The organism is Dactylosporangium darangshiense, assembly GCF_039537565.1.
Taxonomy (GTDB): Bacteria; Actinomycetota; Actinomycetes; order Mycobacteriales; family Micromonosporaceae; genus Dactylosporangium; species Dactylosporangium darangshiense.
This window is the reverse complement of the sequence record NZ_BAABAT010000002.1, coordinates 502749-524497: the sequence shown is the minus strand read 5'-3', so window position 1 is coordinate 524497 and position 21749 is coordinate 502749. Positions and strand designations below refer to the sequence as shown.

23 protein-coding genes and 1 pseudogene are annotated in these 21749 nt (G+C 73.2%); 14 read left to right on the top strand and 10 right to left on the bottom strand.

Annotated features, from left to right (window positions below; all coding sequences use genetic code 11):
* Positions 1-119 precede the first annotated feature (119 nt).
* Genes ABD901_RS06035 through ABD901_RS06025 form a run of 3 tightly spaced genes read left to right on the top strand, consistent with a single transcriptional unit; the run spans position 120 to position 3129 of the window.
* The gene (locus ABD901_RS06035; RefSeq protein ID WP_345122116.1) at positions 120-815 is read left to right on the top strand and encodes a response regulator transcription factor; all 696 of its coding nucleotides are present in this window, start codon (positions 120-122) and stop codon (positions 813-815) included.
* Complete coding sequence (locus ABD901_RS06030; RefSeq protein WP_345122114.1) at positions 812-2215, top strand: sensor histidine kinase; 1404 nt, start codon at positions 812-814, stop codon at positions 2213-2215. Before ABD901_RS06035 ends, ABD901_RS06030 begins: the two co-directional genes overlap by 4 nt.
* Entirely contained in the window at positions 2212-3129 is a 918-nt protein-coding gene (locus ABD901_RS06025) for a lysylphosphatidylglycerol synthase transmembrane domain-containing protein (RefSeq protein ID WP_345122112.1), read from the top strand. Before ABD901_RS06030 ends, ABD901_RS06025 begins: the two co-directional genes overlap by 4 nt.
* On the opposite strand, the gene ABD901_RS06020 is transcribed toward ABD901_RS06025, so the two are convergent.
* From ABD901_RS06020 to pcaH, 5 genes are read right to left on the bottom strand one after another with little or no spacing between them, the layout of a single operon-like run.
* Positions 3126-3749: a 3-oxoacid CoA-transferase subunit B gene (locus ABD901_RS06020; RefSeq protein ID WP_345122110.1), complete on the bottom strand. Its 624-nt coding sequence runs from the start codon at positions 3747-3749 to the stop codon at positions 3126-3128. The genes ABD901_RS06025 and ABD901_RS06020 overlap by 4 nt on opposite strands.
* Complete coding sequence (locus ABD901_RS06015) at positions 3746-4408, bottom strand: 3-oxoacid CoA-transferase subunit A (protein WP_345122108.1); 663 nt, start codon at positions 4406-4408, stop codon at positions 3746-3748. Before ABD901_RS06015 ends, ABD901_RS06020 begins: the two co-directional genes overlap by 4 nt.
* Positions 4405-5202, bottom strand: coding sequence for an alpha/beta fold hydrolase (locus ABD901_RS06010; protein WP_345122106.1), 798 nt, complete (start codon positions 5200-5202; stop codon positions 4405-4407). The genes ABD901_RS06015 and ABD901_RS06010 overlap by 4 nt, the downstream gene beginning before the upstream one ends.
* Positions 5199-5780: a protocatechuate 3,4-dioxygenase subunit alpha gene (gene pcaG, locus ABD901_RS06005; protein ID WP_345122104.1), complete on the bottom strand. Its 582-nt coding sequence runs from the start codon at positions 5778-5780 to the stop codon at positions 5199-5201. Before pcaG ends, ABD901_RS06010 begins: the two co-directional genes overlap by 4 nt.
* A complete protein-coding gene (pcaH, locus tag ABD901_RS06000; protein WP_425556659.1) occupies positions 5777-6523 on the bottom strand; it encodes a protocatechuate 3,4-dioxygenase subunit beta in 747 nt (248 codons plus the stop codon). The genes pcaG and pcaH overlap by 4 nt, the downstream gene beginning before the upstream one ends.
* A 75-nt stretch (positions 6524-6598) precedes the next feature.
* On the opposite strand from pcaH, the gene ABD901_RS05995 reads away from it, so the two are divergent.
* From ABD901_RS05995 to ABD901_RS05985, 3 genes are all read left to right on the top strand, one after another.
* Positions 6599-7327, top strand: a complete 729-nt coding sequence (locus ABD901_RS05995; protein WP_345122102.1) for an IclR family transcriptional regulator — start codon at positions 6599-6601, stop codon at positions 7325-7327.
* 50 nt (positions 7328-7377) lie between these two features.
* On the top strand, positions 7378-8553 hold the full coding sequence (locus tag ABD901_RS05990; RefSeq protein WP_345122100.1) for a 4-hydroxybenzoate 3-monooxygenase: 1176 nt from the start codon (positions 7378-7380) through the stop codon (positions 8551-8553).
* A gap of 535 nt (positions 8554-9088) precedes the next feature.
* Positions 9089-11497 (top strand): transglycosylase domain-containing protein, encoded by a 2409-nt coding sequence (locus ABD901_RS05985; protein ID WP_345122098.1) that lies wholly within the window; start codon positions 9089-9091, stop codon positions 11495-11497.
* Between the two features lie 282 nt (positions 11498-11779).
* On the opposite strand, the gene ABD901_RS05980 is transcribed toward ABD901_RS05985, so the two are convergent.
* Entirely contained in the window at positions 11780-12469 is a 690-nt protein-coding gene (locus tag ABD901_RS05980) for a TetR/AcrR family transcriptional regulator (protein ID WP_345122096.1), read from the bottom strand.
* 80 nt (positions 12470-12549) lie between these two features.
* On the opposite strand from ABD901_RS05980, the gene ABD901_RS05975 reads away from it, so the two are divergent.
* Together ABD901_RS05975 and ABD901_RS05970 are read left to right on the top strand one after the other, a co-directional pair.
* Positions 12550-13431 (top strand): NmrA family NAD(P)-binding protein, encoded by an 882-nt coding sequence (locus ABD901_RS05975; protein WP_345122094.1) that lies wholly within the window; start codon positions 12550-12552, stop codon positions 13429-13431.
* Positions 13412-13546, top strand: coding sequence for a hypothetical protein (locus tag ABD901_RS05970; RefSeq protein ID WP_345122092.1), 135 nt, complete (start codon positions 13412-13414; stop codon positions 13544-13546). The genes ABD901_RS05975 and ABD901_RS05970 overlap by 20 nt, the downstream gene beginning before the upstream one ends.
* Before the next feature lie 24 nt (positions 13547-13570).
* On the opposite strand, the gene ABD901_RS05965 is transcribed toward ABD901_RS05970, so the two are convergent.
* On the bottom strand, positions 13571-14476 hold the full coding sequence (locus tag ABD901_RS05965; RefSeq protein WP_345122090.1) for an oxidoreductase: 906 nt from the start codon (positions 14474-14476) through the stop codon (positions 13571-13573).
* A gap of 134 nt (positions 14477-14610) precedes the next feature.
* Between ABD901_RS05965 and ABD901_RS05960 the strand changes: the two genes are divergently transcribed.
* The 3 genes from ABD901_RS05960 to ABD901_RS05950 all read left to right on the top strand — a co-directional run bounded on the left by ABD901_RS05960 (position 14611) and on the right by ABD901_RS05950 (position 16531).
* Positions 14611-15459, top strand: a complete 849-nt coding sequence (locus ABD901_RS05960; RefSeq protein ID WP_345122088.1) for a helix-turn-helix transcriptional regulator — start codon at positions 14611-14613, stop codon at positions 15457-15459.
* Between the two features lie 167 nt (positions 15460-15626).
* Positions 15627-16100 carry a MarR family winged helix-turn-helix transcriptional regulator gene (locus ABD901_RS05955; RefSeq protein WP_345122085.1) on the top strand — a complete coding sequence of 158 codons (474 nt, stop codon included), beginning with the start codon at positions 15627-15629 and terminating at the stop codon, positions 16098-16100.
* On the top strand, positions 16097-16531 hold the full coding sequence (locus tag ABD901_RS05950) for an SRPBCC family protein (protein ID WP_345122083.1): 435 nt from the start codon (positions 16097-16099) through the stop codon (positions 16529-16531). Before ABD901_RS05955 ends, ABD901_RS05950 begins: the two co-directional genes overlap by 4 nt.
* 40 nt (positions 16532-16571) lie before the next feature.
* Here ABD901_RS05950 and ABD901_RS05945 read toward each other — a convergent pair whose 3' ends face one another.
* Entirely contained in the window at positions 16572-17171 is a 600-nt protein-coding gene (locus ABD901_RS05945) for a CGNR zinc finger domain-containing protein (RefSeq protein ID WP_345122080.1), read from the bottom strand.
* 38 nt (positions 17172-17209) lie between these two features.
* On the opposite strand from ABD901_RS05945, the gene ABD901_RS05940 reads away from it, so the two are divergent.
* Entirely contained in the window at positions 17210-18265 is a 1056-nt protein-coding gene (locus ABD901_RS05940) for an EamA family transporter (protein WP_345122078.1), read from the top strand.
* Here ABD901_RS05940 and ABD901_RS05935 read toward each other — a convergent pair.
* Together ABD901_RS05935 and ABD901_RS05930 are read right to left on the bottom strand one after the other, a co-directional pair.
* Positions 18263-18886: pseudogene (locus ABD901_RS05935) on the bottom strand (alpha/beta hydrolase fold domain-containing protein); the annotation flags it as partial. The gene ABD901_RS05940 and the pseudogene ABD901_RS05935 overlap by 3 nt on opposite strands.
* Positions 18883-20148, bottom strand: coding sequence for an amidohydrolase family protein (locus ABD901_RS05930; RefSeq protein WP_345122076.1), 1266 nt, complete (start codon positions 20146-20148; stop codon positions 18883-18885). The pseudogene ABD901_RS05935 and the gene ABD901_RS05930, both read right to left, overlap by 4 nt.
* A gap of 114 nt (positions 20149-20262) precedes the next feature.
* On the opposite strand from ABD901_RS05930, the gene ABD901_RS05925 reads away from it, so the two are divergent.
* Together ABD901_RS05925 and ABD901_RS05920 are read left to right on the top strand one after the other, a co-directional pair.
* Positions 20263-20829 carry a carboxymuconolactone decarboxylase family protein gene (locus ABD901_RS05925; protein WP_345122073.1) on the top strand — a complete coding sequence of 189 codons (567 nt, stop codon included), beginning with the start codon at positions 20263-20265 and terminating at the stop codon, positions 20827-20829.
* Positions 20830-20872: 43 nt separating this feature from the next.
* Positions 20873-21745, top strand: coding sequence for a fumarylacetoacetate hydrolase family protein (locus ABD901_RS05920; RefSeq protein ID WP_345122071.1), 873 nt, complete (start codon positions 20873-20875; stop codon positions 21743-21745).
* Positions 21746-21749: the final 4 nt, after the last annotated feature.

The following is a 21749-nucleotide window of genomic DNA, read 5'->3' as shown; positions in this document are numbered from 1 at the left end:
AAGCCTAAGGGGACCGGGAGCGCAATCCTAAGAAAAGCGTGAGAGGGCCGCTCTTATCGAACTCTTATGCCACGCGCGGCACGGTTTTCAACTCCGTGGCCCGTGATAGACGTGTGAGCGTGCGGATTCTGGTGGTCGACGACGACGCGGCGGTGCGGGACTCGCTGGCGCGGACGTTGCGGTTCGAGGGCTACCAGGTCGAGACCGCCGCCGACGGGCGAGAGGCCCTGGAACAGCTGCACCGCAACGAACCCGACGCGGTCATCCTCGACGTCAGCATGCCGGTGCTCGACGGGCTGCAGGCGTGCCGGGAGCTGCGCGCCGGCGGTGCCCTCGTGCCGGTGCTCATGCTCACCGCCCGCGACAGCGTCGGTGACCGGGTCGCGGGTCTCGACGCGGGCGCCGACGACTACCTCGTCAAGCCGTTCGCGCTGCAGGAGCTGCTCGCGCGGATCCGGGCGCTGCTGCGGCGCTCCACCGCGAACGCCACGAAGAGCAACGGCGGCGAGGCCGGGCTCAGCTTCGCCGGGCTGCGGCTCGACCCACAGACCCGGGAAGTGTGGCGCGGCGGGCGCCCGCTGCGGCTCACCCGGACCGAGTTCGCCATCCTCGAGGTCTTCCTGCGCCATCCACGGCAGGTGCTCACGCGCGAGGTGCTGTTCGAGCACGTGTGGGGGTACGACTTCGGGGAGACCTCCAACAGCATCCACGTCTACCTCGGCTACCTGCGGCGCAAGCTCGAGGCCGACGGCGAGGCCCGGCTGCTGCACACCGTGCGCGGGGTCGGGTTCGTGCTGCGCGAGGAGCCGCTGTGACCGCGTGGTGGCACCGTCGCACGCTGCACGCCCGGCTGTCGCTGCTGGTCACCGGGGCGGTCGCGGTCGCCGTGCTGACCGTCGCGGTCGTCGCCTTCGCCGCCGTCGCCGAGATCCAGCACCGGCAGCTGCAGGCGCAGCTCAACGCCGACGCGCAGGCCATCGCCGCGCAGCCCGAGCAGTGGCGGGCCAGCACCACCGAACTGCCCGAGCTGCCGGGGCCGCCCGGGCCCGGCGGCGCGCACCACCGGCCGCGCGACCTCGGCACCCGGTGGCAGATCATCGACGCCGACGGAAAAGCGGTCAGCGACACCGCGTCGCTGCCGATCACGCCGGCGGTGCGGGCCGTGCTCGCCGGGCAGCGGCGTTCGGCGCAGGAGCAGATCGTCATCGCCGGCGACCGGTACCTCATGCTCACCGTCCCGGCCACCGGCGGCGGGGTCGCGCAGGTGGCGCTGAACCAGGACCCGGCCGCGCGGACCCTGGCCCAGCTGGGCGCGCTGCTCGTCGCCGCGTGCGCCATCGGGATCGCGGGAGCGGCGGTGCTCGGGCGGGCGGTGGCCGGGGCCGGGCTGCGGCCGGTGCAGCGGCTCACGCAGGCGGTGGAGGACGTCTCCGTCACCATGGATCTCACGCATCCGGTACCCGTACACGGCGCCGACGAGATCGCCCGCCTCGGCCGGTCGGTGAACACGATGCTCGGCGCCATCGACGCGTCCCGCCGGGCGCAGCGCACCCTGGTCGAGGACGCCGGGCACGAGCTGCGCACCCCGCTGACGAGCATCCGCACCAACGTCGAGCTGCTGCTCGCGGTCGAGCGGCGCCCGGAGCTGGCGCACCGGCTCCCGCCCGAGGAGCGCGCCCAGCTGCTGGCCGACCTCGAGGCGCAGGTCGGCGAGCTCGCGACGCTGACGACCGAGCTGGTGGAGCTCGCCCGGGAGGAGGCCGCCCGCGGGCGGCCCGAGCCGGTCGGGCTCGCCGAGGTGGTCGCGGCCGCGATCGAGCGGGTGCGCATCCGGGCGCCGGGGCTGACGTACACCGCCGACCTGGCGCCCGTGATCGTCGACGGGCGGCCCGGCGAGCTCGAGCGGATGGTCGTCAACGTGCTCGACAACGCGGCGAAGTGGAGCCCGCCGGGGGGTACCGTCGCGATCTCACTCGGCGAGGACGGCGTGCTCACCGTCGCCGACACCGGGCCGGGCATCGACGAGGCCGACCGGCCGCACGTCTTCGACCGGTTCTACCGCGCGGCCGCGGCCCGCTCGATGCCGGGCTCCGGCCTCGGCCTCGCCATCGTCGCGCAGGTCGCCGCGCAGCACGGCGGCAGCGTCGCCGCCGCGCCGAACACACCGCACGGCACCGTCATCACGATCTCACTCCCCGTGAGGAGCGCGCAGTGACCCGGCTGTTCTCGGCCCGCTGGTGGCGACCCATCGTCTTCGTCGCCGCGCTGGCGGCCGCGGCGTGGACGCTGCGCGGCCACCTGCCCTCCCCCGCCGACGCCTGGGACGCCCTGCGCGGCGCGTCGCCGGCCTGGCTGCTCGCCGCCGGCGGCCTGTCGATGCTGTCGATGGCGGCCTTCGCCGAGCAGCAGCGGCACCTGCTCTCGGCGTTCGGGGTGCGGATGACGGCGCGGGTGTCGCTCGCGCTGACCTACGCGCGCTCGGCGATGGCGGCCTCGCTGCCGGCCGGCTCGGCGATCTCGGCCGGCTACGCGTTCCGGCAGTTCCGGGCGCGCGGCGCCGGCCAGGCCACCGCCGGCGCGGTGATCGTGCTGTCCGGCGTGGCGTCGCTGGCGGGGCTGGCCCTGGTGTACATGGTGATCGAGTTCCGCTGGACGCTGTGGCTCCTCGCGGCGGTCGCGCTGCCGCTGGCCCGGATCTCGCGACCGGCCGTCGACGCGGAGATGCCGGAGCGGGCCGGCGGGCGGGTGCGGCACACGCTGCGGCTGGCCGCCGCCGTGCCGCCGCGGCGGTGGCTGGGCGTGCTGGCGATCGCCGCGCTGAACTGGCTCACCGACCTCGCCTGCCTGCTCGCGGCGATGGAGGCGGTCGGACTTCACGTGCCGTGGCAGAGCGCCGCGATCGGGTACCTCGTGGCCCAGCTCGTCCGCCAGATCCCCGCCACGCCCGGCGGGGTCGGCGTCATCGAGGCCGCCCTCATCGTCGCGCTCACCACCGCCGGGGCCGCGGCCGCGCCGGCCACCGCGGCGGTGCTCATCTACCGGGTGCTGTCCTGCTGGAGCGTGCTGCCGATCGGCCTGGCCTGCTGGAGCGCCCTGAAGTCGCGCCTCGCCGCGCCGGTGGTCGCCTAAAGGACGTCGAGGCGGTCGCGCAGCTCGTCGATCGTCGTGCCGAACGTCTCGGCCACCACGACGCCGTTCGGCGTGATGTGGAAGACGGCGTGCTCGGTGTACACCCGGCTGACGCAGGCGAGGCCGGTCAGCGGGTACGTGCACGACGGCACCAGCTTCGGCTCGCCCTCCCGCGTGAAGAGGGTCATCATGACGTACACCTGCTTCGCCCCGATGGCCAGGTCCATGGCCCCGCCGACCGCCGGGATCGCGCCCGGCTCGCCGGTGTGCCAGTTGGCGAGGTCGCCTGCGGCGGAGACCTGGAAGGCGCCGAGGACGCACACGTCGAGGTGGCCGCCGCGCATCATCGCGAACGAGTCGGCGTGGTGGAAGTAGGCCGCGCCGGGCAGCTCCGTGACCGGCTGCTTGCCGGCGTTGATGAGGTCCGGGTCGGCGAGGTCGGCGCTCGCCGGAGGCGGGCCCATGCCGAGCATCCCGTTCTCGGTGTGCAGCACGATGCCGCGCTCGGGCGCCAGGTGCGCCGCCACGGTCGTGGGCTGCCCGATGCCGAGGTTGACGTAGGAGCCGTCGGGGATGTCGCGGGCCACGATCCGGGCCATCTCGTCGCGGGTCAGGGTCATGCCGCCACCTCCACCAGGCGGTCCACGTAGATGCCCGGCGTCACGACCGCCTCCGGGTCCAGGCCCCCCGGCTCGACGACGCGGCCGACCTCCGCGATGGTCAGGGCCGCGGCCGTGGCCATGACCGGACCGAAGTTGCGAGCCGTCTTGCGGTACACCAGGTTGCCCGCCCGATCGCCCACATGCGCGCGGATGAGTGCGACGTCGCCGCGGATCGGATGCTCCAGCACGTAGTCGCGCCCGTCGATGCGGCGGGTCTCCTTGCCCTCGGCGAGCGGGGTGCCGACGCCGGTCGGGCAGTAGAAGGCGCCGATGCCGGCCCCGGCGGCGCGCATCCGCTCGGCGAGGGTGCCCTGCGGCACCACTTCGAGGTCGATGCGCCCGGCGCGGTAGAGGCCGTCGAAGACGTACGAGTCGGACTGGCGCGGGAACGAGCAGATGACCTTGCGCACGCGCCCGGCGGCCAGCAGCGCGGCGAGGCCGGTGTCGCCGTTGCCGGCGTTGTTCGACACGACGGTGAGCTCGCCGGCGCCGTGGTCGATGAGCGCGTCGATGAGCGCGAACGGCATGCCGGCCAGGCCGAAGCCGCCGACGAGCACGGTGTCGCCGTCGCGGACGGCGGTGACGGCCTCGGCCGCGCCGCACACCAGGACGCTCATCCGCCCCGCTCCCCGAGGTGCTCGGCGATGAGGGCGGCCACGGCGCCGGGCCGCTCGGCGGGCGCCTGGTGCGCGGCGCGGTCCAGCACGTGCAGCCGGCCCCGGCGCACGCCCCGGGCCAGCTGGGACAGCAGCTCGGGCGGGGTCACAGCGTCGTCGGCGCCGGCCACGGCGAGGACCGGCGCGCCGATGCCGGCCAGCCGGTGCCGCGCGTCGAAACCGGCGAGCGCCTCACACGCCTGAGCGTAGCTGCCGGGGTCGGCGGCGCGCAGGGCGGCGACGAGCGCTCCAGCCGTGCCCGGGTCGCGTTCGGCGAAGCCGGGCGAGAACCAGCGGGCGGCGGCGCCGTCGGCGAGCGGGCCGAGGCCCTCGGCGCGGACCGCGGCTGCGCGGGCGTGCCAGGCGGCGGGCTCGCCGATGCGCGCACCCGTGCACAGCAGGACCGCGGCGGGCACCCGGCCGGGTGCGTCGAGCAGCAGTTGCAGGCCGACGGCGCCGCCGATGGAGTCCCCGGCGTACCACACCGGCTCATCGGGACGGATCCGCTCGGCGAGGTCGAGCACGGCGGCGGCCAGCCCGGCGACGCCGAACCCGCGCGGTGCGGGGGCGCTGCGGCCGTGGCCGGGCAGGTCCCAGCCGACGATGTGGAAGCGGTCGCCGAGGCGCCGCGCGCACTCGCCCCACAGCGCCTCGGCGGTGGTGCCGAGCGACGGGCCGAGCAGCAGCAGCGGCCGGTCGGGCCGCCCGCCCAGCGGCGTGCCCGCGATCTCGAGCCGGCCCGGCGCTGCCGTCACGTCCACGGCTCCCGGTTGCGCGGGAAGGCGAGGAACACGGTCTCGCCGCCGCCCTGCAGCCGCACGTCGAAGCGCAGCCCGGCGCGCGACCCGCTGTCGTCGGGCGTGGCGAGCAGGGTGGCGCGGCGGTCCTCGGGCAGGCTCGCCAGCAGCGGGTCGGCGGCCAGGACGGCCGCGTCGGCGGGCGGGTAGGCGCGGGTGTACAGCCGGTCGGTGACGCCGCGGGCGAAGACGGTGAGCGCGAAGAACGGCGCCCGGCCCGGCTCGGCGGCGCCGGGCGCGACGGTGGAGAACCAGTAGTGGCCGGCGGCGTCGGTGCCGGCGCGGCCCCAGCCGGTGAACGTCCAGCCGTCGCGGCGCAGCGACCCGGGCTCGCGGCTCACCCGGCCCGCCGGGTCGGCCTGCCACAGCTCCAGCAGCGCGTCGGGGACGGGGTCGCCGGCGCCGTCGAGGACGCGCCCGTGCAGGCGCAGGACGCCGGGGTGGGTGGCCGGGACGAGCTCGTTCCCGCCGCGGTACGGCAGGCCGAGGTGGAAGAACGGCCCGACGGTCTGCCCGGGCGTGACCTCCCCGCTCATGCGGCGTCCCCTTCCTCGAACGGGGTGCGGTGGGAGCCGGTGAGCACGATGTCCCAGCGGAAGCCGAGGCTGAACTCCGGCGCGGTGAGGTCGTGGTCGTACGCCGCGATCAGCCGCTGCCGGGCGAGGGGGTCGGTGATCGACTGGTAGATCGGGTCGAGGCCGAACAGCGGGTCGCCCGGGAAGTACATCTGCGTGACCAGGCGCTGCGTGAACTCGGCGCCGAACAGCGAGAAGTGGATGTGCGCGGGCCGCCACGCGTTGTGGTGGTTGCGCCACGGATACGGCCCCGGCTTGATCGTGGTGAACCGGTAGCTGCCGTCGGCGCCGGTGCGGCAGCGGCCGACGCCGGTGAAGTTCGGGTCCAGCGGCGCCGGGTGCTGGTCGCGCTGGTGCCGGTAGCGGCCGGCGGCGTTGGCCTGCCAGACCTCGACGAGCTGGTGCGCGACGGGCCGCCCGTCACCGTCCAGGACGCGGCCGGTCACCGTGATGCGCTCGCCGATCGGCTCGCCGGAGTGCTGGATGGTGAGGTCGGCCTCGTCGTCGGCGACGTCCTGCGGGCCGAAGACCGGCGCCCACAGCTCGACCCCCTCGGGGTCCACCGGGTGCAGGGCGTGCTTCGGGTGGCGCCGGATCGTGCTGCGGTACGCCGGATAGTCCAGCCGCGGCTGCGCGCCACCGGCGCCGGCCTGCGCGGCGGCGATCTCGGCGGAGATGTCGGCCTGCGACGGCAAGTTGGTCACGTGCGAACGGTAGGCGCGGCGGGCCCTCGCCGCGACGGTTACCTTCCATTGGGTGGAAACGGCGGTGAGGGTTTCGTGGCGAGCGTGACGTCGCGGGCGCTGGCGGTGCTGGGTGCGTTCGACGCCGAGCACCGCCGGCTGACGCTGAGCGACCTGGCGCGGCGGGCCGGGCTGCCGCTGGCGACCGCGCACCGCCTCGCCGGCGAGCTGCAGCGGTGGGGCGCGCTGGAGCGGGTCGAGTCCGGGGAGTACGTCATCGGCCGGCGCCTGTGGGACCTCGGCCTGCTCGCGCCGGTGCAGACCGGGCTGCGGGAGGCGGCGGCGCCGTTCCTGCACGACCTCTACGCGGCGACCCTGGCCACGGTGCACCTGGCCGTGCGCGACGGCGGCGAGGTGCTGTACCTGGAGCGGCTGTCCGGGCACGCGTCGGTGCCGATCGTGAGCAAGGTCGGCAGCCGGCTGCCGATGCACGCGACCGGGGTCGGCAAGGTGCTCCTGGCCTACGCCCCGGAGGAGGTGCTGGCCGCGGCGCTGGGGGCCCTGACGCGCGTCACGCCGTACACGGTGACCCAGCCCGCCCGGCTGCTGGACCAGCTGCGCCGGGTGCGCGCCGACGGCTTCGCCACCACGGCCGAGGAGATGACGCTCGGCGCCTGCTCGGTGGCGGTGCCGGTGCGCTCACCCGACGGCGAGGTCATCGCGGCGCTCGGCCTGGTCGTGCCGGATCTGCGCCGCCAGCAACCCCGGCTGGTGTCGGCGCTGCGGGTCGCCGCGCAGGGCATCGGCCGGACGATCTTCCACTGAACGGGAGCCCGGTCTTGTCGGCGGCGGCGCGCACCCGGTTGGCTTAGGGCATGCGTACCGAGGTCGCCATCATCGGCGCCGGCCCCGCCGGGCTGCTGCTGTCCCACCTGCTTGCCCGCGCCGGGATCGAGTCGGTGGTGCTGGAGACGCGGTCGCAGGAGTACGTGGCCTCGCGCATCCGGGCCGGAATCCTCGAGCACTCCAGCGTCGAGCTGCTCACCGAGGCGGGGCTCGGCGGGCGGCTGCGCGCCGAGGGGCACGAGCACCGCGGCATCTACCTGCAGTGGCCGCACGAGCGGCACCACCTGGACTTCGTGGACCTGACCGGGCGCAGCGTGTGGGTGTACGGGCAGACGGAGGTGCAGAAGGACCTCGTGGCCGCGCGGGCCGCCGGCGGCCAGGCGGTCCTCTACGAGACCAGCGACACCCGGCTGCACGACCTGGAGACCGACCGGCCCTACGTGACCTACGTCGACGCCGGCGGCGTCGCCCGCCGCCTGGATGCGGCCGTCGTCGCCGGCTGCGACGGCTCGTTCGGCCCCAGCCGCGCCGCCGTCCCGCCGCAAGCCCATCAGACCTTCGAGCGCACCTACCCCTACTCGTGGCTGGGCATCCTCGCCGACGTCGCCCCGTCGACCGACGAGCTCATCTACGCATGGCACCCGGACGGCTTCGCGCTGCACTCGATGCGTTCGCCGACGGTCAGCCGCCTGTACCTCCAGGTGCCCAACGGCACGGACGTCGCCGGCTGGTCCGACGCGCGCATCTGGGACGAGCTGGCCGGGCGCCTCGGCCACGGCCAGGACGGCTGGACCCTGACGCCGGGCCCGATCACCGACAAGAGCGTGCTGCCGATGCGCAGCCTCGTGCAGTCGCCGATGCGCCACGGCCGGCTGTTCCTGGCCGGCGACGCCGCGCACATCGTGCCGCCCACCGGCGCGAAGGGCCTCAACCTGGCGATCGCCGACGTGGCCCTGCTCAGCCGGGCCCTGACCGCCCTGCTGCGCGACGGCGACGCCGGCCCCGCCGAGCGGTACTCCGACGACGCCCTGCGCCGCGTCTGGCGCTGCACCCACTTCTCGTGGTGGATGACCACCATGCTGCACGCCTCGGGCGACCCGTTCGACGCCCAGCTGCAGCTCTCGCAACTGCGCTGGGTCACCACGAGCCCGGCGGGCGCGGCGGGCCTGGCCGAGAACTACGCGGGGCTGCCCATCGCCGGCTGATCCCGGCCGTGTCGTCCTGTCGATTCGATCATCACCGATCGTGACGGGGGTCGCTCTCTCCGGCGGGACCACGTACCCTCTGCCGCATGCGCACCCGATGGCTGTCTCTGACCCGTTTCCGGGGGCGTGCGGCCTGAGCCGCCGAGCGGCCATGATCCAATCCGACAACACTGACCGTGCACAGACGTGGGGGCAATGAAGCGTGGACAACGACGCCAACGGCATGATGGGCGCGAGCGGCCCGCGCGATCCCGGCGGCCCCGCGGCAGGCCGGGCCCGGATTCCCGGGCCCGCTGACCCGCCGGACGGGGTTACGGGGCGTGCACGGCCACCGGTGCCCCAGCAGCCGACGGGCTCGTCGGGCCGCGCCTCCGTCGGCGGCTCTTCGGGCCGCGCGTCGGTGGGCGGTCCCGGCGCCGGCCGGGCATCGGTCTCCGGCAGCGCGTCAATCTCCGGCAGCGCATCTGTCTCCGGCAGCGCGTCGGTCTCCGGCAGCGCGTCCGTGTTCGGCGCTCCGCCACGGGCGTCGGCCTCCGTGCCGGCCGCCATGGGCGCCGCGGGCCGGGCCTCCGTGGGCCGCGCGTCGGTGGGCGGGCCGGACGGCGGCGAGCCCGGGGCCGACGGCGACCCGATCAAGCCGGGCAAGCAGTCCTCGGTCTCGAAGGCCAAGCGGCGCCGCCGGCGCAACATCATCATCGCCTCGATCGCCGCGTTCATCATGATCTTCGGCATCGGCATCGTCGCCGGCACGTATTATTTCGACACCGTCGCGCTGCCCGACGACCTCTCGCTCAACCAGTCCACGACGATCTACTACTCCGACGGCGTGACCCCGATGGCCCGCATCGGCGAGAACCGCACCGTGCTGCCGCTGGACAAGATCCCGAAGGACGTGCAGCACGCGGTCGTCGCGGCCGAGGACAACAGCTTCTACACCAACGACGGCGTCGACTACAAGGGCGTCGTCCGCGCGGCCTGGAACAACATCAGCGGCGGCGACCGGCAGGGCGCCTCGACGATCAGCCAGCAGTACGCGCGCCGCTGGGCGGACCTGGAGGGCGTCACCTACGCCCGCAAGCTGCGCGAGGCCGTGATCGCGCTGAAGCTCAACCAGCAGTACAGCAAGGACGAGATCATGGCGATGTACCTCAACGTCGTCTACTTCGGCCGGGGCGCGTACGGGATCGAGGCGGCGGCTCAGGCGTACTTCGGCAAGTCCGCCGACAAGCTCGAGATGAACGAGGGCATGGTCCTGGCCGGGCTGATCAAGAACCCCGAGGGCAGCGGCAAGGGCAGCCCGTTCGACCCCAACATCGACAAGAAGCAGGCCCAGGACCGGTTCGACTACATCAAGGGGCAGATGCTCAAGCTGAAGTTCTGCTCCGACGCCGACGCGCCGACGAAGATGAAGTACCCGGAGAAGGTCGTCACCCCCGCGGAGTGGCGGGCGAACTCCTCGCAGTCGCAGAACCTCAGCAAGCCCGAGGGCCTCATCGTCCACCACGTGCTCGGCGAGGTCGCGGCGCTGACCGACCCGAAGACGGGCTCGCTGCTCTACGAGGACATCGACGCCAAGGGCGACAAGAACTTCGACAAGATCCGCAACGGCGGCCTGAAGATCGTGACCACGATCGACAAGGACATGCAGCCGATCGCGGTGCGCGAGGCGAGCCGCAACAAGGACTCGAACATGAACAACCAGCCGCCCAACCTGCAGGCCGCGCTCGTCGCGGTCGAGCCCGGCACGGGCGGCGTGAAGGCGTATTACGGCGGCGACAACGGCAACGGCAACGACTACGCCGCCTACTACAACGACCCGGTCCTGGGCAACGGCAAGGACAGCTGCTGCGGCGGTCACCCACCGGGCTCGACGTTCAAGGTGTACACCCTGGCCACGGCGCTCATGGCCGGGTACAAGACCGACTCGATGTGGAACGGCGTGCCGCGCGACTTCCCGCCGGACCGCACCGCGAAGCTCGGCAACCAGGTCAAGAACGCCACCGAGGGCCCCGTGCCGAACTGCGATTCAGGCTCGGGCCAGTGGTGCACGCTCAAGGAGATCACCGTCCAGTCGCTCAACGTGCCGTTCTACGCGATGACCCGCGAGATCCTCGGCGCGCCGAAGGTCATCGACACGGCGCGCGCGGCGGGCATCACCGACATGTGGGCGACCGTGCAGGGTCAGGCGCTGCCGCAGCGCATCGACCTGAGGACGAAGACCGGCGCGGACGTGTCGCCGAAGTACTTCAGCAACGAGGTGGCGTTCGGGCAGTATCCGATCACGGTCCTCGAGCACGCCGGCGGCCTGGCGACCTTCGCCGCCAAGGGCGTCGCGGTCAAGACGCACTTCCTGAAGGAGGTGTGGAAGGACAACAAGAAGACCTACCAAGAGGTCATCAAGCCGCAGAAGATCCCCGGCTTCACCGACCAGATGGCCGACGACCTGGCGTACATCCTGCAGGACGTGCCGAAGCACTACGGCCTGACGAACAACCAAGGCGTGTCGCCGGGCGGCTACAACCTGGCCGGCAAGACCGGCACCTGGCAGCTGGGCAACACCACGTCGAAGGGCAACGCGCACGCCTGGATGGGCGGCTTCGTCCCGTACGACCCGTCGAAGAAGTCCAACGGCCTGGCCGCGGCGGTCTGGGTCGGCAACAAGGGCGACGAGCAGGCGATCAAGTTCACCAACGGCCAGCCCATCATCGGCGGCAAGCTCCCCGGCCCGATCTGGAGAGACTTCATGGACGCCGCCCTGAAGAAGATCAACACGCCGAAGCTCAAGTTCCCGCCGGCGCGCGGCACCGGCTCGAAGGACGTCGGCGACGGCATCTCGCCCCAGCCGAGCCTGCCCGTGGACCCGGGCTTCCCGAACCCGGGCCAGAGCCAGACCGGGCCCGGCATCCCGAACCCGAGCACGTCGCAGAGCCGCCGCCCGAGATAGCCCAGCGGTTCTCGTTCCGCAGGTGGCCGGCGCCCGACAGGGCCCGGCCACCTCGCGTTTCCGGCCCGCGGCGCGAGCCGACGCCGAGGGCCGACCGCCCTGTACAGCGCCGCGACAGCAACGCATGGGCCGCCGCGAACCCGCCCGACGGACACCGCCCGCGTTTACGCGGCACGCGCGGCGTTCGCGCGGCGTTCGCGCGGCGTGCGCGGCGTTCGCGCGGCGTGCGCGGCGTTCGCGCGGCGTGCGCGGCGTTCGCGCGGCGTGCGCGGCACGCGCGAGTCAGGGGGACGGGCGGGTCAGCCATTCGGCGAGCAGGGCACGCTCCGCCGCGGTGATCGTGGGCAGCGTCGGGGCGACGGCGAGGAACGCGTTCACCGCCGAGGCCGGGTCGGCGGCGGGCAGGGCCGGTGCGTCGCTGAGGATCGTGCGCATCACGGTGTCGTACATGGCGTCGGCCAGGCCCGGGTCGCGCTCGTGCGGGGGCGCGGCGAGCAGCGTGAGGACGGTACCGATGCCGGCGGCGTGGATGAGCTCCACCGCCCGCGCCTCCGGCACGCGCAGCCGCCCGGTCGCGGCCACGCGGTGCACGCGGGCGCGCAGCACCTCCAGCCCGGCGTCCGCGGCCGGCGAGCGCCCGCCGCGCGCCGGATCGGTGAGCAGCCCGAACAGCGCCGCGTTGGACAGCCCGAACGCGATGTGCGCGTCCCAGCCGGCGCGCAGGTCCTCGATCGGGTCGGCACCCTGTGCGGCGACCTCCTTCGCCGACACATAGGTGGCGAAGACGTGCTCGGCCACCGCGTCGAGCAGCGCGTCCTTGTCCTCGAAGAACCGGTAGATGGTCGGCGCCTGCATCCCGGCCGCCTGCGCGACCGCCCGGGTGGTGACGGCCGCCGCGCCCTGTTCGCGCAGCAGCTGCGCGGCCACCTCGACGATGTTCGCCCGCGTCCGCTCCCGCCTGACCTCCATCATGCTGCCAATGATAACGCCAGGTTGTAATCAACGTTGCTAACGCTGATATTATCGTCGTAACCACAACCGAGAGGTGCGACATGATCATCGTTACCGGCGCTACCGGCCAGCTCGGCCGCCAGATCGTCGAACGGCTCCTCGACCGCGTCCCGGCCGAGGGCATCGGCGTGAGCGTGCGCGACCCCGGCCGAGCCGCCGACCTGGCCGCCCGCGGCGTACGGGTGCGCCGCGGCGACTTCGCCGATCCCGAGACCCTCGCCGAGTCGTTCGCGGGCGCCGAGCAGGTGCTCGTGGTGTCCGTCGACCAGACCGGCCCGGCCGCGATCGCCCGGCACACCGCCGCGATCGACGCGGCCCGTGCCGCCGGCGCCAAGCGCATCCTGTACACGAGCCACCAGGCCGCCGCAGCGTCCTCGGCGTTCGCCCCGATGCCCGACCACGCCGCGACCGAGCACCACCTGGCGGGCACCGGCGTCCCGTACACGGCGCTGCGCAACGGCTTCTACGCCGGCACCATCGCCCACCTGCTGGGCCGCGCCCTGGAGACCGGCGAGCTGATCGCCCCCGCGGACGGCCCGGTGTCGTGGACCGCGCACGCCGACCTGGCCGAGGCGACGGCCGCCATCCTGGCCAACCCCCTCGACGCCGACGGCCCGACGCCGCCGTTGACCGCCCCGGAGGCCCTCGACCTGGCCGACGTGGCGGCGCTCCTCACCGACCTGACCGGCCGCACCGTGCGCCGCGTGGTCGCCGAGGACGAGGAGTGGACGGCGTCCCTGACGTCCCACGGCGTCCCGGCCGAGCAGGCATCGATGCTTCTCGGCATGTTCACGGCGTCGCGCCGCGGCGAGTTCGCCACCACGGACCCGACGCTGGAGCGGCTCCTGCGCCGCCGCCCCATCCCCGTCCGCTCCCTGCTGCAGGACCTGGCACGCAACGCTGGTGCGCAAGCGTCCGGCTGATCGGCCGGTCGGTGACGGCGACTTCGGCCCGGGTCATCGGGTGGCGATCCACCAGGCGCAGGCCGGGTGGATCGCCGACCACCCGGAGCAGTTCGGCGCCCGTCCTGGCCGCTGAGGCCGGCCTGCCCAAACCTCGCGGTCAGAGGTAGCCGATGCCGGTCAGCGCCGCGGCCGCGGCCCAGAGGCGCCTGCCGACGGCCGGGTCGGCCGCCTCACGGCTGAGCCGGGCCTCGGTGACCGGGCCCCGCGTCTCCCAGAGCCTGGACGGGCCGAAGAACTGCCCGCCGCGCACGCCGGGGTCGGTCGCGGCGCGCAGCTGCGGCAGCGCGCCCTGCTCCACCGGCTGGGTGGCCAGCAGGCCGAACCGCGCGATCAGCCGGCCGATGCGGCCGCGGTGCTCCCAGGCCCGGGGAGTCAGGTTGGTGCGCGTGAGGCCGGGGTGGGCCAGGACGCTGACGATCGGCGATCCGGCGGCGCGCAGGCGCCGGTCGAGCTCGACGCCGAAGATCGTGGTGGCGAGCTTGGACCGGCCGTAGGCGGGGGCGGCCCGGTAGTCGCGCTCGAACATCAGGTCGGCGAAGTCGAGGTGCGCCGTCTTGTGGGTGATCGAGCTGAGGCTGACGACCCGGGCCGCTCGCGCCGCGGTCAGATTGGCCAGCAGCGCGCCGGTCAGCGCGAAGTGGCCCAGCAAGTTGGTGGCGAGCTGCAGCTCGAAGCCGTCCGCGGAGGTCCGGCGCGGGCCGAGCAGGACCACGCCAGCGTTGTTGACCAGCAGGTCGATCGCGGGATGGTCCGCGGACAGCTTGGCGGCGAACGCGCGTACCGAGTCGAGGCAGGCCAGGTCCAGCTCGCGGACCTCGGCGCCGCCGCCGATCCGGCGGGCGGCCTCCGCGCCGGCGACGGTGTTGCGCACGGCGAGCACGACATGGGCGCCGCGGCGGGCCAGCTCGGTCGCGGTGACCAGGCCGAGGCCCGAGTTCGCGCCGGTCACGACGGCGATCCGGCCGTGCTGGTCGGGGATGCGGTCGGCGGTCCATCCGGTCATCTGCTGCTCCTGCGGGGGTTGTCGGTGCGGTCGACCGACGACGCTAGGCGCGACGCGAGCCGGTTCGGTCGTACGCGTCTGCCTAGGTCCGCGGGACCTACCTTGGGCGCCCGGTACGGCGGCACACTTGCGGCATGACCCATCCGTACGCCCGCGAGCTCGGCGACTTCCTGCGCGCCCGGCGCGGCCGGCTGCGTCCGCACGACGTCGGGCTGGAGCCCGGCGGCCGGCGTAAGGTCGCCGGGCTGCGGCGCGAGGAGCTGGCCCTGCTGGCCGGGCTGAGCACCGACTACTACCAGCGGATGGAACAAGGCCGGGAGGTACACCCGTCCGACGACATCCTGGAAGCCCTCGCCGGCGCGCTCGGCCTCGACGACGAGGAACGCCGGCACCTGTTCACCCTGGCGCGCGCCGCCCGCCGGCCGATGCCCGCCCGGGTGGACCACGGCCCGGAGCGGGTGCCGGACAGCACGCGGCGGTTGCTGCGGGTGCTGGACACCCCGGCGGTCGTGCTCGGCCGGCACCTCGACCTGCTCGCCTGGAACCCGATGGCGCAGGCGCTGCTCGGCGACCCGGCCGCGTACCCGCCCGACCGGCTCAACATGCTCCTGCTGATGTTCGACGACACGCTCACCAACCAGCGCAGCTGCCGCGACTGGGAGCGGCAGGCCCTGGACTACATCGGCATGATGCGCGCTGCCGTCGCCACCGACCCCACCCATCCGCGCGCCACCGCGGTCGTCGGCGAGCTGAGCATCCGCAGCGCCGAGTTCCGCAGGCTGTGGGCCCGGCACGACGTACGCGCGTCGGTCAGCGGCACCAAGACCTTCCGGATCCCCGAGGTCGGCGACATCGTCCTGGACTGGGACACCTATCCGCTGCCCGGCAGCCCCGGCCCGTTCATGCTGGTCTTCACCGCCGAGCCGGGCAGCCCCGACGCCGACCGGCTGCAGCTCCTGGCGTCGTTGCGGGCGGCTTCGTAGTACTCCAACGTCGGTTCGCGGCCGGAGACGCTTCGCACCGGGCGGCGCGGCTTGACAGAGGTGCCGCACCGGTATCTAATCCGTGTCATGACATGGATGTCACGACACGGATTTCACGACAACAGAGGGACCGGCCGCCTCGCTGCGGCACGCGGGACGATACGAGCGTGAGAACAGCTGAGCAGCTTCGTTACCTCATTCTCGCGGCGCAACGAGAAGGCAACCGTCAGCTCACCGCGTCGTTGTCCGAGCTCGGTGTCACGCCGGCGCAATCAGAGGCGTTGCGCATCATCGCCGATCACGGGCCGCTCGCTCTCGTAGAGCTCGGCGACATGCTCGTATGCGACACCGGCACGAGCCCGAGCCGAATCGTGGACCGCCTCGTTGCCGCCGGCTTCGTGCAGAAGACCGCCGGCGAGCACGACCGGCGACAGGTCAGGCTCACCCTCACCGCACAAGGTCATGACATGGCCCACCGTGTCGAGGAGATCGAGAACCGGTTCTACGACCTGCTCGACCGGGCCACCGATGGAACGGACACCGACGCTCTCATCACGTTCCTCCACGCATTCACCCGGCAGTCACCGGCCGGACTTGCCCTGGCGAACCGTCTCGCCGCCCAAGAAAAGAGAACAACATGACCTTTCAGCTGAACCTCGACGTCGCCGCACCGCCGGCCAGGGTGTTCGAGTTCGTCGCCGACTTCACGACCATGCCGAGGTGGTACTCCGCGGTGCAACGTGTGCAGCGCGTCGAAGGCTCCGGCGGGCTCGGAACGCGATACGAGGTGTATCGAGATCTGCCCGGCGGGCCTGCCCTCAATGAAGTGGCGATCACCGGCTATTCGGACGGCGAAGAGGTCACCTTCACGTCGCTGAGCGGGCCGACCCCGTTCGTCTATCAGTACCTCGTCCAGCCCGTGCGGGATGCGACGCGACTCATCCTCGACGGCACGATCAGCGGAGCCGGGCTTCGAGGCCCGGCCGCGTTCCTCGGGCCGCTGGCCGAGGGACTCTTCAAGCGCGGGATGCGGGACAATCTCGGCACGCTGAAAGGCATCCTCGAGCGGTAGCAGCCCCCAACCCCGGTAGTCCGGGCCCGTGCCGGCCAACCTACTCGTCCTCCGCGCGCGACGCTGCCGCCTTTGAGGGGGTTCGGGGGCGAGCGGAGCGAGCTAGCGCATCAGCCTTGCGGGCGCGATACGCCGCCGCGTTCGTGCGGTTGCCGCAGCCGTTCTCGCAGAAACGGCGGGAGCGGTTCTTCGACAGGTCGATGACGACGTCGTTGCAGTCGTCGGCGGCGCAGAAGCGCAGGCGGTCCAGCTCCTTCATGCGGATCACGTCCAGCATCGCCATCGCGAACTCGACCTGCATGCGCACGTGCAGGTCGGCGTCGGGCGTCGTGGCGTGCATGTGGTAGTCCCAGCCGTCGTGCTTCACCAGCTGCGGTAGCGCCGGGGACTCGCGCAGCATCGCGTTGACGAGGTCCACCGCCTCGTCCTCCCCCGCGCCCCACACCTGGCGCAGCTTCGGGCGCAGGGCCCGCACCGCCGAGACCTCCTCCTCGTCGTGCGTGCGCTTGCCGGTCCAGGTCCACGGGGCCAGGAAGGCGTCCAGGGCGGCGGGGTCGGGAAGGAGCTCCTCGCTGCCGCTGGTGTTGATCAAGGCGGCCGCCGCAACCAGGGAGACCTCGGTGTCATGAGCAAAAAGCATCTTGACTCCTTATTCGACGTCGCAGTAGCGTCTCTGTCATGAGCATAACGCGTTTTGGTGATGACGGGCGGCGGGGGTTGCTCGGGATCGGGCTGGCGCTGGTGTCCGCCGCCACGTTCGGCACGGCCGGGACGTTCGCGGGGTCGCTGATGGCGACCGGGTGGTCGCCCGGGGCCGTGGTCACGCTGCGGATCGGGATCGCCGCGCTGGTGCTCACCGTGCCGGCCATCCTGACCCTGCGCCGGCACAAGGTCTCGCTGCGGGCCGGGCTGGGCGAGATCCTCGCCTTCGGGCTCGTCGCCGTGGCCGGCGGACAGCTGACGTTCTTCAACGCCGTCAAGCGGCTGGACGTGGGCGTGGCGCTGCTGCTGGAGTACGGCGGCATCCTGCTCGTCGTGGGCTGGATGTGGCTGCGGCACGGGCATCGGCCCCGGCGGCTCACCGTCATCGGCGGCGTCGCGGCGCTCGCCGGGCTCGCGCTCGTGCTCGACCCGGCCGGCGGCGGGCTCGATCCCGTCGGCGTGCTGTGGGCCGGGCTCGCGGGGGTCGCCCTCGCCGTGTACTTCACGATGGCCGGCTCCGCCGAGAGCAGGGTGCCGCCGCTGGTGCTCGCGTGGGCGGGCATGGCGGTCGGCGCGGTCGCGCTCGGCATCGCCGCCGCCGTCGGCGTGCTGCCGTTCCACACCAGCACGGCGCCGGTCACGCTGCTGAACCGGCAGACGAGCTGGGTCGTGCCGATCGCGAGCCTCGCCCTCGTCGCCGCCGCCCTGGCCTACGCGGCCGGCATCGCCGCGTCCCGGCTGCTCGGCGCCAAGGTCGCATCGTTCGCCGGGCTGACCGAAGTGCTGTTCGCCGTGCTCATCGCCTGGGCGCTGCTGGGACAGGCCCCGGGCGCCTGGCAGCTAGCCGGCGGCCTCGTCGTCCTGGCCGGGATCGCCCTGGTCAGGGCCGACGAAAAGACGAGTGGAGCCGACGAGAAGGAAGGCGACGGTCTCGTCGACGAGAGCGTCGAGCTCCGCGGCGGGCAGGCCGGGGAACATGTGGGTGCCGCCGGGAACCTGCCGGACCCGCGCCGGGACGCCGTGCCCGTGTAGCGCGGCGGCGAGCCGCTCGCTCTGCCGCAGGGGTACCGCCACATCGGCAGTCCCGTGCACGAACAGGAACGGCGGCGCCTCGGCCCGGGCGTGCGTGACCGGGCTGGCCGCGGCGACGACATCCGAAGCAGCATCGAGCGCGCCGCCGACGAGCATGCCCTCGCGGGAGGTGGCGGTGCGGTCGCCGGAGCCGCCGGCCGCGTCGACGTCGCGGGACAGGGCGTCGAGGTCGGTCGGCGCGTACCAGCAGGCGACCGCGGCCAGGGAGCCGGGCGGCGTGGTCAGGGCGGCGAGCGCGGCGAGGTGGCCGCCGGCCGAGGCGCCCCAGGCGACCAGCCGCGGGACGCCGAGGCCGGCCAGGTACGCCAGCGCCGCCGTCACGTCGTCGAGCTGGGCCGGGAAGGTGGCCTCGGCGGTGAGGCGGTAGTCGGCGGTCGCCACGGCCAGGCCCTGCGCGGCGATGCGCTCGAAGGAGCCGCCGGGCGCGTCGCGGCGGCTGCCGACCCGCCAGCCGCCGCCGTGCAGGTAGAGGCACAGGGCGCGCGGGGCCGGCGGCAGGTACAGGTCCAGGGCGGGCGAGCCCGGGCCGGCGTAGGCGACGTCGCGGCGGACCTCGATCATGCGGTCAGGGCCGCGGGCGCCTTGTGGAACCGGCCGGCCTGCACGATGGCGAGGAGGTTGTCCTTGTTCTGCAGGATGCGCACGTCCTCGGCGGGGTTGCCGCGCACCATGAGCACGTCGGCGACCCAGCCGGGGCGCAGCATGCCGATGTCGCCGAGATCCATGAGCCGGCCGCCGTGCTGGGTGACGGCGGTGAGCGCCTCGAGTGCGGTGTAGCCGAGGACCTCGACGAACAGCTGCAGGTCCCGGGCGTTGCGGCCGATCGGGTTGTTCGGGAAGCCGTAGTCGCCGCCGGGCAGGGCGCGGATGCCGCGCCTGCGGATCTCGGGGTACACCGCGGCCATGCCCTCGAGCGCGGCGACCGAGCCCATCCGCTCGGCGACCTCGCGGGTGATGCCGTACTCCTCGCCCTCGTGGACGTTGGCGTAGATGATGCCGGGCGCGGGCGAGACGAACACGGTGTCCTTGACCGACTCGAGCAGGTCCAGGGCCTCCTCGTCGGCGTACGTGCAGTGGTAGATGGACCGGAAGCCGGCCCGCACGGCGAGCTTCACCGACTCGGCCGACTGGGCGTGGCAGTTGAGCCACACGCCGGACTCGCGCGCCTGTTCGCCCGCGGCCCGGGCCTCCTCCCAGGTGTACTGCGTGATGTGCGAACCGCCGGGAACGAACACGTCGTCGTTGCTGAGCAGGAACTTGACGGCGTCGAAGCCCATGGCCGCCTGCTCGCGCACGAACGCGCGGCACGCGTCGGGGCCCTGCCAGTCGGGCTCGACGTGGCCGTCGGGGCGCACCGGGTGGTTGTCGCGCTCCATGCTGGCCGCGCGCAGCCGCGGGCCGGGCACCGCTCCGGCGCGGATCTTGTCGCGCAGGATGACCTCGGTCGGCATCGGCAGGATGGAGCCGGCCGAGTACGCCGAGGTGAAGCCGTGGTCGAGCAGGATGGCGGCGTTGCGCTCGGCCCGGGCCAGCTCGGCGGGCAGGCCCTCGATGTGGTGGAAGAACGACACGTCCAGGGGCGGGTTGAACGACGGGTCGATGTGCCCGACCGCGGACGGGAAGGTCAGGTGGCAGTGCGACTCGACCATGCCGGGCATGATCGTGCAGCCGGTCGCGTCGACCACCTGATCGGCGTCGTGCTCGCCGTGCCAGCCGGTGCGCACCTCGGCGATGCGCTCGCCCTCGATGACGACCTCGCCCGGTGCGGGCGCGCCGCCGGAGCCGTCGAAGACCAACCCGTTGGTGAACACCGTCCGCGCCACGTCCACTCCCTCGACTTTCGCACAGTGAGAACCGCTTTCCCACACCGTGTTTCCCGAGTGTTTCGCGGCGGCCGACGTGTGTCAACCACCACACGATGCCGTTATTCTCGGACCATGAAAGCGACTTCCGAAGAACGGCTGGCCCGCGTGACGCCGGAGGGCCTCGACGAGGCGCAGCGGGCGCTGTACGACGCTATCGCCGGCGGGCGGCGGGCCGCGGGCGGATCACCGTTCCCGCTCACCGGCCCCGACGGCGCGCTCAACGGCCCGTTCAACGCGATGCTGCTGCAGCCCGCGCTCGGCACCGCGCTGCAGGCGCTCGGCGGCGCGGTGCGTTACGAGACCGCGCTGAGCGACCGCGCCCGGGAGCTGGCCATCCTGGTCGTGGCGCGGGCGCAGAACAGCGCGTTCGAGCGCAGCGCGCACGAGGCGGTCGGCCGCGCCGCTGGCCTGAGCGAGGACGAGCTGCGCACCCTCTACAGCGACGACCCGGCCGAGCGGCTCGTCGTGGACACCGCGGCCGCCCTGGCCGAGCACGAAGACCTCACCGACGCCGAGTTCGCACGGGCGCGCGACGGGCTCGGGCTGCCCGCCGTGTTCGAGCTGACCACGCTGGTCGGCTACTACGCCACCCTGGCATTGCAGCTGCGGGTCTTCCGCGCGGAGCCGGAAACGCCATAGACTCGGTGCGAAAGATACTTTCATACAGCGAAAGTGGTGGGACATGAGGCTGGTGACCTTCGACGCGGGGCGGGTCGGGCGGCTCGAGGACGACACCGTCGTCGAGCTGGCCTGCTCCTCGACGCGGGAGTACTTCGAGCGCGGCGGCGACGTCGGCGAGACCGGCGAGCGCCTGCCCCTGGCGTCGGTGCGGCTGCGGGCGCCGATCGTGCCGAAGAAGTTCTTCCACACCGCCGGCAACTTCGCGGTACACCATGAAGAGCTGCAGAAGGTGAACTGGTCGCACCCCGTGCACAAGGGCATCGTGTTCTTCCAGAACGTCGACGCGATCATCGGCCCCGACGACGCCGTCGTCTACCCGGAGGGCCTCACCCGGGAGCTCGACTACGAGCTGGAGCTCGCGGTCGTCATCGGCAGGTCGGGCCGGTGGTTCGGCCCCGACGAGGCGCCCGGCTACATCGCCGGCTACACCGTCTTCAACGACATCACCGCCCGCGACATCCAGCGCCGCGAGATGCAGTCCGGCGTCTTCTCCTTCTCCAAGGGCATCGACACGTTCTGCCCGATCGGGCCGTGGATCGTCACCGCCGACGAGATCCCCGACCCGCAGCGGCTGGCGATGCAGCTGCGCGTCAACGGCGAGGTCCGCCAGAGCGGCAACACCGACCAGATGGTCCTCACCATCCCGCAGCTCGTCGCGTTCCACTCGCCGCAGGGTTACTCCGCCGGCGACATCATCACCACCGGCACCATCTCCGGCGTCGCCGCCGTGCAGCCCGACCCGTTCGCGTTCTACCTCAAGCCCGGCGACGTCGTGGAGGCCGAGATCGAGGGCGTCGGGCTGCTGCGCAACCGCGTCGCCGCGTGGGCCGAGGCGCACGACACGCCGCCCTACACCGGCTCGTTGTACACCTGAGGCC